Raw genomic sequence first — 11980 nt, 5'->3', positions numbered from 1 at the left:
CAACGAGCAGAATGCGCACGCGCCTCTGGCCCTGGTCGCGCTCGCTGGGTTCGCGCCTGTTCCTGATTTTGCTTGCAGGGCTGGTGATCGCGCATGGTTTGTCGTTTGGCGTGCTGTTCTCCGAGCGCTACATGACAGCGCGCGAAGTCATGCTCGGCACGCTGGAAACCGACGTGGCCACCTCGATTGCCATCCTCGACCGCGTTCCCGCCGCCGAGCGTGCGCAATGGCTGCCGCGCGTGAATCGCGGCAACTATCAATACATATTGGGGCCGGGCTCGCCGGGCGTGCCTGAGATGACGCCACGCGGCAAGGATATTGCCGAGCGGATCACCCAAGCCAGCGAAGGCCGCTTTCCCGTCACGGTGGAGTCGATCCCGGGCGACGGCAAGCAGTTGCAGGCGCACCTGACGCTGAGCGACGGCAGCCCGCTGACCATCGACGTGCATCCGCGCATGGTCCCGATCGCGCAGTGGCTGCCTTATGTGCTGGTGATCCAGCTCTTGCTGCTGGTCCTGTGCTGCTGGTTCGCCGTACGCGTGTCGATCCGGCCGCTGGTGGCACTGGCCGATGCCGCGGATACGCTCAATCCCAACATGCAGTCACCGCCGCTGGCCGAAACAGGCCCCACCGAGCTGACGCGCGCCGCGCGGGCGTTCAATGCCATGCGCGAGCGCATCGCCCAGTTCATCGAGGAGCGCGTGCAGATCCTGGCGGCCATCTCACACGATCTGCAAACGCCGATCACGCGCATGAAACTGCGCGCCGAGCTGGCGGAGGACTCCGAGGAGAAACGCAAGATGGTGCAGGACCTGGCCGAGATAGAGCGGCTCGTGCAGGAAGGGCTGGCGTACGCACGCGCCACGCACGGCGATGGCGAGAAGCCATCGCGAATCGACCTCGGATCGTTCATCGAGAGCCTGGCCTACGATTATCAGGACATCGGTAAGGCAGTGACCATCCAGCAGAACATCGGCGGCACCATCGTGACGCGCCCCCATGCGCTGCGCCGGATCCTGACCAACTTGATCGACAACGCGATCAAGTTCGGCGGCGCGGCGGAACTGCGCGTGGAGCGCGAGCACGATACCGTGATCATCAAGGTGCTCGATCGCGGCTCGGGTATCCCGGAGGACAAGCTCGAAGCCGTGCTGCAGCCGTTCGTCCGGCTTGAATGCTCGCGCAGCCGCGAGACCGGTGGCTCCGGCCTGGGCCTCGCGATTGCTCATCAGCTTGCGGTGGCCATCGGCGGCACGCTCAAGCTATGCAACCGTGAAGGGGGCGGCCTGGCAGCGATCGTCAGGCTAGGCTGATCAAAGGGGAGGGGGCAGGCCTGCCCGGTGGCTCGGTGGGGCTACGGTTTCAACGCGTCGCTGTCCACCTCCAGGCGGCCTGGCCACGCTCGCGGCAACGAGCCTGACCAGGCAACCTGCCATCAGAGCCGGTCTGCGTCGATCACGGCGCTGACAAAGTCCTGCGGCGCTTCCTGCGGCAAGTTGTGGCCAATGCCGCCTGTGATAAGCCGATGCTGATACTTGCCGGAAAACTTGCTGGCGTAGGCACTCGGTTCCGGGTGCGGCGCGCCATTGGCGTCGCCTTCCATCGTGATGGTTGGCACACCGATGCTCGGAAACGCTGCAAGCCGCCGTTCCAGATCGGCGTATCGGGATTCGCCCTCGGCAAGGCCGAGCCGCCAGCGGTAGTTGTGAATCACGATGCTGACGTGATCCGGGTTGTCGAAAGCCACGGCGCTACGATCGAACGTGCGGTCGTCGAATTTCCATGTTGGCGAGGCGAGTTGCCAGATCAGCTTCGTGAACGCGTGCCGGTGCTGCTCATAGCCGATCCGCCCGCGCTCGGTGGCGAAATAGAACTGATACCACCACTGGAGCTCGGCCTGCGGCGCAAGCGGCTTTCGGTTGCCCTCGACACTGCCGATCAGGTAGCCGCTGACGGAAACCAGCGCCTTGCAGCGCTCCGGCCAGAGCGCTGCGATGATGCATGCCGTCCGCGCGCCCCAATCGTAGCCGGCGAGGATCGCCTTGCCGATGCCAAGCGCGTCCATCAGGGCGAGGGTGTCGAACGCGAGCGCCACCTGCTCGCCGTTGCGAACCGTCGCGTCGGAGATGAAACGTGTGCTGCCATAGCCGCGTGCGTACGGCACGATCACGCGGTACCCGGCCGCAGCCAGCGCCGGCGCGACGTCGACAAAGCTGTGAATGTCATACGGCCAGCCATGCAGGAGGATCACGGCAGGCCCATCGGCAGGACCTTCCTCGGCGTAGCCGATATCGAGTTCGCCGGCAGTCACCTGCTTGATGGTCGTGAATCGGGCATGCGTACCCGGCCGCGCGGTTGGCAGGCGAGCTGCCGTCTTGCTGGATTGCGCGTGCGCCAGGTCAGATAAGCCAAATGGCGCGGCGGCCAGCGTGAGCGCGGCCGAGCCAAACAGGCGGCGCCGTTTTTGATTGATCGGTTCGGACATGGTTCTCTCCATTGGGAATGATGCCAATGGGAAGCATCGGCGACCGGCGTATCGCGCCTGTTTCCCGAACCTTCTGATTTGAAACGTTGCGTATGCGGCAGGCCGCCGGATACAGAGCGATACAAAGCCACATCACGCATCGCGGTCCTGTGTCGCGTTTGCGCTACCTGGCGCAGGGTTTTTGTATGCGTCTGTATCACGCGGCAATCGAGATACATATCCAGGCAGAACAGGCCGCGACGTGCTACGTGCCTGATACATCGACCGCCTTTAATACGTTCCGTGGCCCGATGCCGAGCACATGCGAAGCGATCTCCGGCCGCGCAATGCCCAGCGCAAACCCATCTCAAGGAAAACACCATGACCCGCATCGAGAACGTCCTGTACACCGGCAAAGTCCACGTCACCGGCGGCCGCGATGGCCAAGCCCATAGCGACGATGGCCGGCTGAATCTGAAGCTGTCCTCACCGGGCAGCAGCGGTGCCGGCACGAACCCTGAGCAACTGTTTGCCGCGGGATGGTCGGCTTGCTTTATCGGGGCAATGGGCCGCGCCGCCAGCCAGATGAAGATCAAGCTGCCAGCGGACCTTGCACTGGATACCGAGGTGGACCTCGGCACCAGCGACGGCGCTTTTTTCTTGCAGGCTCGCCTGAACGTCAGCCTGCCGGGTCTCGACCGGGAGGTGGCGCAGGCGGTGGTTGAAGCGGCGCATCAGATCTGTCCGTATTCGAAAGCCACGCGCGGCAACGTCCACGTTGAACTGCATCTGGTCTGACCCGTGTCGTGGTCCGCTCGATGGTGGCGGGCGGGGTGCGCTCGCCGGCTTCGGTATGCTCGCCGCACGATGCGCACAGGTCTTAACCTTTCGTGAAGATCTCCAGAAGATGCTTGCTCGGATCTTCGCAATAGATCCGGCGGCAGCCATCGTCCGTGCTGACCTCGCCGGGGTGGTGGCGGTACGGGTCCGACCAGTACATCAGATTGCGCGCGCGGATTCGGGCGAGGCTTTGCTCGAATTCGACGTCGCTGATCAGAAAGGCATAGTGCTGCAGGGCAACATCGCCTTTCGCGTCCATGAAGTCCAGGGTGACATCGTTGTCCAGCCGCACGGCAAGAAACGGCCCGAACGGCACGGCCGCGGGACGTCCGAGGATCTCGCAGAGGAAGTCGGCGGACACCTTCTTGTCATGAGAGAAAACGATGGTGTGATTGAGCTGGATGGCCATGTCGCAACCTCCGGGAAGGGGCATGTGCGTCACGCAGAGGTGGCACTGATGAAAACACCACGCCGCGCACTTGCCCCGATTGCCATTTGCACGCTCTTGGCCGGTGCGCTACCCAAAGCCGCATCGGCTCATGGCGACGTCACGCCGCAAGCTGTGGACACCAAGGCACTACCGCAACTCGGCGAAGAATGGCGTCCGGATAATCCATACAGGACCGGCAATCCGCTGCAGCGGCGAGCTGCAGCAGATTTTCGCGCAGTACCGGGTGTCGCTGCAAACGCCGTAAGGTTCTCCAGCCGTCGTGTCGGCATGGAGCGCGATGCGCATGGTGGATCCGAGTTCGTTGTGCTTCGCCCGTCGAGCGGGATCATCCAACTGATTGGGGGGTGCCAGGGCGCCCTCGCAATAAGGCGCCAGTGCATCGGCAAGCGACGTCACTCGAGCTGAATCTCGCCATCGAACCGGACCTTGACCTGCAAGGCGGCCAGATCCAGCGTGACCACGACCGGGAAGCGTTCGGTTCCGGTGATGGCGCCGGCGGCGATCGCCTTGGACACCGCCAGCTCGATTTCCCGCTGCGAGCTCACGCCGACGACTTTGAGGAACTTGCGGATGCTGAGGTTGAAGGTCTCTTCGTTCATTGCGCTCTCCTGGCTGCGGCCACAAGGAAAGACTAGGCGCTGGGCTGCATTCTTGCTGCCTTCGGGCCCAGCCAGCGCGCCGTCACAGCGGCTCAACCAGCCGCCTGTTGCTGTTGCGGCAGTATTCCGCGCAGGCGGCCCGCGCCGAGTTGGCTGCGCCGTGCACGAATAGCGGCGCGTCGGCACGCCGCGACATCGACACCACGATGGACGGCGGCGCGGGCTGCAGCGACAACTCCACAACTTCGCCACTCTCGATCAGCTTGTCGACGAACAGGCGCGGAATCGCGGCCACGCCGAACCCATCGCGCACGAGCTGCACGATCACGGCAATCGACGGCGACCCGGTAATGCGGGTTTCCGAAAGCGGCACGCCGTGGACGCCCGCGAGTTTGGCCACGATGTCCTCTAGCGCGCGATGCGGCGCGGTCCCCCGGCCGAATGTCAGGATGGGATGCTGGAGCACCTGCTTGGCGAGCGAGCCGCGCGTGTGCGACAGCAGGCCTGCGCGCGCCACCCAGTGCACGGGGTAGTTGGCGAGTGCATTGCACACCACGTTGCTTTCGTCACTGCCTTCGACGCGAATGATGAGGTCTAGCTCGTCGGCAATCAGCCTGCGCTGGAGCACCACGCTCACGTCGGCGGTCAGTTCGACTTCAAGCTGCGGGTAGTCCGCTGCGAGCCGCCGCATGTAGTTCGGCAACCAGCTGTGCACCACGGTCTCGATCACGCCCAGGCGCAGGCGCCCACGGATCTTGCTGTCGCCCGAGGCCGCGGCCTGCAGCCGCCGTGCGGCCTCTACCACGCCCTTTGCGTACCCGAGCAAGTACTCGCCATTGGGTGTCAATCGAAACTCGCGACTCTCCCGATCGACCAGCGCGGTTTGCAGCTCATCTTCCAGTGCCTTTATCCGCTGGGAAATGGCAGCTGGCGTCGCATGCAGCGCGGCCGCCGTCGCACGAAAGCTGTGCAATTTGGCCAGCGTGACGAAGGTTTCGAGGAATCGCGTATTCATCAGGCTGCGGGGTGGATCGGTGAAGAAGGCGCCAAATTGATTGGGATATACCGGTAGTTGGCGTTAATTCCCGTTTGGCACCAGTGCGGTGCGGGTAAGGGGAAACCCGTAAAGTTGTTAAGAAAATCTATACAGAGGTGCCAACAAAAAGTCATTGGCGATAAAAAATTTTACTCTCTATCGTTCAAGGCAACCACGACGACGTCATAACGACATGAGAATGCAGATGCCCGAAGACCTGATGCCTTTCGACTTTCGCCGGGCCGTGCGCAGCGGACAGTTCCGTGGCCCCACCGCAGGCTATTGCGGCGACTACGCCCAGGCCAACCTGGCCATCCTGCCGTCGGCGCACGCTGGCGATTTCCTGCGTTTCTGCCAGGCCAATCCGAAGCCGTGTCCGTTGCTGGGCGTCGGTGAGCCGGGGCAATGGCATGTGCCGGTACTCGGGCGCGAGGTGGATATCCGCAACGATGTGCCGGCTTACAACATCTATCGTGACGGGCGGCTGGCCGAAGAGCGCGAATCGCTGGCCGATCTGTGGCAGCACGACTTCGTGGTGTTCGCCATTGGCTGCTCGTTCTCGTTCGAGCACATGCTGGCGCAGGAAGGCATCCCTTTGCGGCATGTCGAGGAAGGCCGCAACGTGCCGATGTACCGCACCAGGATTGCGAACCGGCGCGCGGGCGTTTTCGGTGGCGAGCTGGTGGTGTCGATGCGGCCCATGCGCGGTGCCGAGGCGATTCGCGCCGTGCAGATCACCAGCCGTTTCCCTGCCGTCCATGGTGCGCCAATCCACATCGGCGACCCGGCCGAATTGGGGATCGAAGACCTGGCCAAGCCTGAGTTTGGCGATCCCGTCACGATCAAGCCGGGAGAGCTGCCGGTCTACTGGGCCTGCGGGGTCACACCCCAGACCGCGATCATGGCCGCGAGGTTGCCGCTGGCGATCGCGCACAAGCCCGGCCACATGCTGGTGACCGATATCAGGAACGCCTCGCTTGCCGTGTTCTAGTCCACCGGCGGCCAATGAAAGATCCGCGCGAGTCCCGTGGGCTGCGCTCATCCATCGATGGGCCATGGGCCGGCCCCGGTAAGCCGCGCGAAAGACCGTTCAACCCACGCGCCCAGGAGCGTTTCATGGACAACAAGACCCCCGTGGCGGCGGCTGCCGCCAATCCCGCAATGGTTTCCTCCCTTGCACCGACGGCGTCCGTCGATGCCGGCGGCAACCTGTTCTCCTGGTACGGCGATGCATCGCCCCGCCAGAAGCGCGCATTCTGGAGCTGCAAGGTCGGCTACATGCTCGACGGCATGGATACGCAGATGCTCTCCTTTGTCATTCCGACGCTGATCGCCACCTGGGGTATCAGCCTGGCCGACGCCGGCTTCATCGGTACGCTCACCTTGCTGGCTTCGGCACTGGGCGGCTGGGCCGCCGGTGTCCTGTCGGACCGCATCGGCCGGGTGCGGACGCTGCAATTGACGGTGGTGTGGTTCGCGGTCTTTACCGGCCTGTGCGGGCTGGCGCAGAACTACGAGCAACTGCTGGCCGCGCGCGCGCTGATGGGTTTTGGCTTCGGCGGCGAATGGACCGCCGGCGCCGTGCTGATCGGGGAGGTGATCCGCGCCAGGGATCGCGGCAAGGCCGTCGGCCTGGTGCAATCGGGCTGGGCGATTGGCTGGGGGCTGACGGCCATCCTGTATGCCGTGCTGTTCTCGGTCATGCCCGCCGAACTGGCGTGGCGTGCGCTGTTCCTCATCGGCCTGCTTCCGGCGCTGCTGGTGGTGGTCATCCGCCGCTATGTGAAGGAGCCCGACGTCTACGAAAAAGAGAAGGCGGCGCAAGGCAAGGCGAGCGATCGTCCCCGCTTCACCGAGATCTTCAGCCCGAAGCTGCTGTCGACGACGGTGCGCGCTGCGCTGCTGGCGACCGGCGCACAAGGCGGGTACTACGCGATCACGACCTGGCTGCCGACGTACCTGAAGACCGAGCGTCACCTGACGGTGATGGGGACGGGGGGATACCTGGCCATGATCATCTTCGGCTCGTGGGTCGGCTACCTCGTCAGTTCCTATCTGACCGACAGGCTTGGCCGCAAGCCGAACTTCATTCTCTTCGCGGTGGGTTCGATGACGGTTGCCTTTGGCTACACCATGCTGCCTTTGAGCAACGGCGCCATGTTCTGGCTCGGTTTCCCGCTCGGCTTCTTCGCTTCGGGCATTTTCAGCGGCATGGGCGCGTTCCTGACCGAACTGTTCCCGACGCGGGTGCGTGGCTCCGGGCAAGGCTTTTGCTACAACTTCGGCCGCGCTGTCGGCGCACTCTTTCCCTTCCTGATCGGCGCACTGTCCAAGCAATATGGACTCGGCGCCAGCATCGGCATCTTCGCCGCGGCGGCCTATGGCGTGCTCATCATTGCCGCGCTGACGCTGCCGGAAACCCGTGGCCGCGAGCTCGAAGCCGCCGGTATGTGAGTCCCTGGCTACTGGCGCGCCGGCGCCCGGCGCGCGCCTCAATCGCCTTCGGTGCCGCTTTCCAGAACCGGGCCAGCGCCGCCCGGCCGCTGAGCACATCGACGGTGCGCTCGCTCACTGCGGCAAAGCGCATATGCCGCGCAAGCTAGGTCGCGGCGGCGCAGGGGCGGGCCAGCGCAATGTGGAAGAATGGAAAAATCCAATAAACCAACATTCTCAACCACGAACGGGTCCAAATGAAGCTCACGATCACCCTTGCGTTCACCCCAGCCGCTCAAGCCGCAGCAAGAGACATCGACCTGGATCTGACACCCCGCACCGGCGCGATAACACCCGTGGTCGGCGACCTGATTCAGTTCCCAGGACAGCCAATCATCTTTGTGGTCATCGGTCGCGTTTGGCAGCCGCGCGATCCGGACAACGTCGAACTTCGTATCATGCTCGATCTGTCGCCTTCGCCGCTGTCTGTCGTCTGAGGGCATTCTGTGTCGCGCAAGGCGGCAAGGCGGCAAGGCTCTTACGCGCTAGTCGTTCCGCTCGCCCCCTCGCCGCGCCGGGACTGGTCAATCCTGCGCACAGGTGACCGGCTTCGGCGCGCGCATGGGGCAGGACTTGCGCAGTGCAAGCACATCGCCAGCGACAGGAAGATCGTGGCGGAATGACAGGTGGGGAAGAGGCCTCAGGCGCCGCCCAGCAAGTCGTGCGCGTCCAGGATCGCGTACGCGATATCCGGCTTTGCCTCAAGGCAACGGCGTATCGCCGCGGGAATCGCCTGCTTGGTCTTGCGGCACAAGCCGGTTTGCTCTTCCACCTGGATGTTGATGCCGCGCACCGTGCGCACTTCGTGGATGCTGGGTGTGATCGTCACCACGATGCCCAGCTGCGCATGCATGCGCTTTTCCATGTCCTTGAGCTCGGCAAGGCTCGACAGGCTCTCCAGGCGGGCGATCAGCCGCTTTTCCTCTTCCCGGGTCAGCCTCAGGATCCGCATGTCGGATTGCGGGTCGTCCAGCAGCGCTTCGCGACCGCATGTGCAGGCGCCTGGCGGACACTCCTTGCGAATCGGAAAGGGGGCATTCATGTCGTCGAGGCGATGTGCGCTTCATCCGGAGGGGCAGGGAGTATCTTAAATCAAGCGGCCGGCTGGGCGCTGGCCCTTGCCGGGATTGAACCGGCCGGTCGGCGAGAAATTGCCGGAAGGTTTATCCTCGCCGTGTCGCGCAACCCGCGCGTCTGGCCATCACCATCCAAGGACACCCCCATGTCGCTCTCGATGTATGAAGTATCGATCCCGGCCTTTATCCGGGCTTTTGGCAACTTGTCGGCCATCCTGGACAAGGGCGCCGCATTCGCGCAGGCGCAGGGCATGGACCCGGCCGACCTGATCCAGACCCGCCTGGTGGCGGACATGGACCCGCTGCCGGCACAGGTACAGCGTGCCAGCGACAGCGCAAAGGGTTGCGCGGCGCGGCTGGCTGGCATCGAGATGCCGTCCTTTGCCGACACCGAAACCACCTTTCCGGAACTGCAGGAGCGCATCGCCAGGACGGTAGCCTTCCTGAACACCATCCAGCCCGCCCAGCTCGAGGGCAGCGAAACGCGCACCATCGAGCTCAAGCTGCGCCCCGAGCCCGTCACGCTCGATGGCAAGTCCTACTTGCTGGGCTTTGCGCTGCCGAACTTCTATTTTCACGTGACCACGGCTTACGACATCCTGCGCCACAAGGGCGTGCCGGTGGGCAAGCGCGACTACCTCGGCCTGTCCTGATCGAGAGGGCGGCCTTTGCCGGCCGCCTCTGCCGCGCCTCCATGCTGGTACAGGCGTGATGCGCCGGGGTCAGGCCCGGGTGGCGGCCAGCTTGCGCTCGCTCAAGGGGTGTTGCGCCAGCCGGTCCAGCCGCCCGCTCAACACGGTCAGGCCAAGCGCCGCCAGTACCACCAGCGCGCCAATCCACGGCGTATGCATCAGGCCCATATGGGTCACGATCAGCCCGCCCGCCCAGGCCGCGCCGGCAATGCCCAGGTTGAACGCGGCGATATTGAGGCCCGATGCCACATCGACTGCACCCGGCGCATAGCGCTCCGCCTGCTTGACCACATAGACCTGCAGCGCCGGCACATTGCCGAAGGCGACGGCGCCCCAGGCCAGCACGGTCACGACCACCAGCCAGCGATGCGGCGCGGTGAAGGTCAGCAAAAACAGCACGATGGACAGCAGCAGGAACACGATCTTGAGTGCGGCGATGGGGCCGTGGCGGTCGGCCAGGCGGCCACCCCAGATGTTGCCCGCAGCGACCGACACGCCATACACCAGCATCACCAGCCCGACCGCGCCGGCGCTGAAGCCCGATACATCCTGCAGGATGGGGGCGAGGAAGGTGAAGGGGATGAACGAGCCGCCATATCCGATCGCGGTCTTGGCGTAGACCAGCAACAGGCGCGGTTCGGCCAGCACCCTGGCCTGTTGCAGCAACGAGGCGGGGGCGCCGTGGCGGATATTGGCCGGGACAAACATCAGGTTGCCGACAAAGGCGACCAGGCCGAGCGCCGACACCGCGAGGAAGGTCTCGCGCCAGCCAAAATGCTGGCCGATAAAGGTGCCCAGCGGCACGCCGGTGACGAGCGCCACGGTCAGGCCGGTGAACATGATGGCGATGGCGCTCGCGGCCTTTTCCTTCGGCACCAGGCTGGTGGCGATGGTGGAGCCGATCGAGAAGAACACGCCGTGGGCCAGGCCGGTCAGGATACGCGCCAGGATCAGCGATTCGTAGCCGGGCGCCTTCCACGCCAGCAGGTTGCCCAGCGTGAACAGGGCCATCAGCGACAGCAGCAGCGCCTTGCGCGGCAGGCGGCCGGTGAGGGCGGTCAGCACCGGGGCGCCGATGGCCACCCCGAGCGCATAAAGGCTGACCAGCAGGCCGGCCGATGGCAGGGTGATGTGCAGATCGGCAGCGATGGTGGGGATCAGGCCGACGATGACGAATTCGGTGGTCCCGATGGCAAACGCGCTGATGGTCAGCGCGAACAGGGCAATGGGCATGGTGGGCTCCAGGAGCGTCCGGAATTAGGATGGATGCAGTTTGCCGCTGTCTTTTTTGCAGATTAAGTGGGTGATCTGGATAAGATATTTGATTAGTATTCAACAATGAAGATCACACTCGAAGAACTGCAGGCCTTTGCCACCGTCGTGGACAGCGGCTCCATCACGGCTGCGGCCGAGCAACTGGGGCAAACCGTCTCCGGCATCAGCCGTGCGCTGAGCCGCCTGGAAGACAAGGTGGGCACCACCCTGCTGCACCGGACCACGCGCCGGCTGGCGCTGAGCGAGGAGGGGGAGGCACTGCTGGCCCACGCGCGCGCGATCCTGGCTTCGGTGGAGCTGGCGGAGGAGCAGATGGCCGTGCGCCGCCAGCGGCCGGCGGGCCGGCTGCGGGTCAACGCGGCATCCCCGTTCATGCTGCACGTGATCGTGCCGCTGATCGGGGAATTCCGGCGGGCGTATCCGGAAATCGAGCTGGAGCTCAATACCAACGACCAGATCATCGACCTGCTGGAACATCGTACCGACGTGGCGATCCGTATCGGCACGCTGCGCGACTCCACCCTGCATGCGCGTGCGCTGGCCAGCAGCCGTGTGCGCGTGCTGGCCAGCCCAGCCTATCTCAAGGCGCGGGGCCGCCCGGAAAGCGTGGCGGACCTTGCCGGCCACAGCCTGATCGGCTTTAACCAGCCCGAGTCGCTCAATCGCTGGCCCTTGCGCGGTGCCGTGGGCGAGGAGGTGCAGATCACGCCGCATCTGTCGGCATCGAGCGGCGAAACCCTGCGTCAGCTGGCACTGGCGGGCGAGGGCCTGGTCTGCCTGTCGGACTTCATGACCGACGCGGACCGGCGCCGCGGCGACCTGGTGCAGGTGCTGATGGCGCACACCATCGACGAACGTCAGTCTATCAACGCGGTTTACTACCTCAACACCCAGCTTTCGGCGCGCATCGCCAGCTTCCTGGATTTTGTCGGCGGCAAGCTGCGTGAGGCGGCTTGGGCGCAACTTTAGGCCGGCGCGGGCCATGGACAGCGTCTGAGCATGGCCTTGGCAATAGGGGAAATCAAGGAGGCGGCTGGAGCGGATTGCGCTCCTG

The 11980-nt window shown here is 64.5% G+C and carries 13 protein-coding genes and 1 pseudogene; 8 read left to right on the top strand and 6 right to left on the bottom strand.

Annotation, left to right across the window (positions count from 1 at the left end; genetic code table 11):
- The first annotated feature begins 11 nt into the window (after nt 1-11).
- A complete protein-coding gene (locus tag F7R26_RS09740) occupies nt 12-1313 on the top strand; it encodes a HAMP domain-containing sensor histidine kinase (protein WP_150983389.1) in 1302 nt (433 codons plus the stop codon).
- A 122-nt stretch (nt 1314-1435) separates the two neighbouring features.
- On the opposite strand, the gene F7R26_RS09735 is transcribed toward F7R26_RS09740, so the two are convergent.
- Nucleotides 1436-2485 carry an alpha/beta hydrolase gene (locus tag F7R26_RS09735; protein WP_150983388.1) on the bottom strand — a complete coding sequence of 350 codons (1050 nt, stop codon included), beginning with the start codon at nt 2483-2485 and terminating at the stop codon, nt 1436-1438.
- 360 nt (nt 2486-2845) lie between these two features.
- On the opposite strand from F7R26_RS09735, the gene F7R26_RS09730 reads away from it, so the two are divergent.
- Nucleotides 2846-3262: an organic hydroperoxide resistance protein gene (locus F7R26_RS09730; RefSeq protein ID WP_150983387.1), complete on the top strand. Its 417-nt coding sequence runs from the start codon at nt 2846-2848 to the stop codon at nt 3260-3262.
- 82 nt (nt 3263-3344) lie between these two features.
- On the opposite strand, the gene F7R26_RS09725 is transcribed toward F7R26_RS09730, so the two are convergent.
- Nucleotides 3345-3713: a VOC family protein gene (locus F7R26_RS09725; RefSeq protein WP_150983386.1), complete on the bottom strand. Its 369-nt coding sequence runs from the start codon at nt 3711-3713 to the stop codon at nt 3345-3347.
- Nucleotides 3714-3761: 48 nt separating this feature from the next.
- Here F7R26_RS09725 and F7R26_RS40935 point away from each other — a divergent pair.
- Nucleotides 3762-3932, top strand: a pseudogene (locus tag F7R26_RS40935) (cytochrome c-550 PedF); the annotation flags it as partial.
- A 215-nt stretch (nt 3933-4147) separates the two neighbouring features.
- On the opposite strand, the gene F7R26_RS09720 reads toward F7R26_RS40935, so the two are convergent.
- Complete coding sequence (locus F7R26_RS09720) at nt 4148-4354, bottom strand: DUF6494 family protein (RefSeq protein ID WP_150983385.1); 207 nt, start codon at nt 4352-4354, stop codon at nt 4148-4150.
- A gap of 82 nt (nt 4355-4436) precedes the next feature.
- Nucleotides 4437-5369, bottom strand: a complete 933-nt coding sequence (locus F7R26_RS09715) for a LysR family transcriptional regulator (RefSeq protein WP_150983384.1) — start codon at nt 5367-5369, stop codon at nt 4437-4439.
- Nucleotides 5370-5607: 238 nt separating this feature from the next.
- On the opposite strand from F7R26_RS09715, the gene F7R26_RS09710 reads away from it, so the two are divergent.
- The 3 genes from F7R26_RS09710 (at nt 5608) to F7R26_RS09700 (ending at nt 8320) form a co-directional block, all read left to right on the top strand.
- Nucleotides 5608-6381: a putative hydro-lyase gene (locus tag F7R26_RS09710; RefSeq protein WP_150983672.1), complete on the top strand. Its 774-nt coding sequence runs from the start codon at nt 5608-5610 to the stop codon at nt 6379-6381.
- Between the two features lie 125 nt (nt 6382-6506).
- Nucleotides 6507-7844, top strand: a complete 1338-nt coding sequence (locus F7R26_RS09705; RefSeq protein ID WP_150983383.1) for an MFS transporter — start codon at nt 6507-6509, stop codon at nt 7842-7844.
- A gap of 236 nt (nt 7845-8080) precedes the next feature.
- Nucleotides 8081-8320, top strand: coding sequence for a hypothetical protein (locus F7R26_RS09700; RefSeq protein WP_150983382.1), 240 nt, complete (start codon nt 8081-8083; stop codon nt 8318-8320).
- Between the two features lie 203 nt (nt 8321-8523).
- Here F7R26_RS09700 and F7R26_RS09695 read toward each other — a convergent pair whose 3' ends face one another.
- Nucleotides 8524-8925: a hypothetical protein gene (locus F7R26_RS09695; RefSeq protein WP_150983381.1), complete on the bottom strand. Its 402-nt coding sequence runs from the start codon at nt 8923-8925 to the stop codon at nt 8524-8526.
- 180 nt (nt 8926-9105) lie between these two features.
- Here F7R26_RS09695 and F7R26_RS09690 point away from each other — a divergent pair, with 180 nt between their 5' ends.
- On the top strand, nt 9106-9612 hold the full coding sequence (locus F7R26_RS09690) for a DUF1993 domain-containing protein (RefSeq protein ID WP_150983380.1): 507 nt from the start codon (nt 9106-9108) through the stop codon (nt 9610-9612).
- Between the two features lie 69 nt (nt 9613-9681).
- On the opposite strand, the gene F7R26_RS09685 is transcribed toward F7R26_RS09690, so the two are convergent.
- Nucleotides 9682-10884: an MFS transporter gene (locus tag F7R26_RS09685; RefSeq protein ID WP_150983379.1), complete on the bottom strand. Its 1203-nt coding sequence runs from the start codon at nt 10882-10884 to the stop codon at nt 9682-9684.
- Nucleotides 10885-10989: 105 nt separating this feature from the next.
- On the opposite strand from F7R26_RS09685, the gene F7R26_RS09680 reads away from it, so the two are divergent.
- The gene (locus tag F7R26_RS09680; RefSeq protein WP_150983378.1) at nt 10990-11895 is read left to right on the top strand and encodes a LysR substrate-binding domain-containing protein; all 906 of its coding nucleotides are present in this window, start codon (nt 10990-10992) and stop codon (nt 11893-11895) included.
- Nucleotides 11896-11980 lie beyond the last annotated feature (85 nt).

Source organism: Cupriavidus basilensis, assembly GCF_008801925.2.
In the GTDB taxonomy this organism is placed as follows: domain Bacteria; phylum Pseudomonadota; class Gammaproteobacteria; order Burkholderiales; family Burkholderiaceae; genus Cupriavidus; species Cupriavidus basilensis.
The sequence above is the reverse complement of the archived record's forward strand: the minus strand, read 5'-3'. Positions and strand labels throughout refer to the sequence as shown.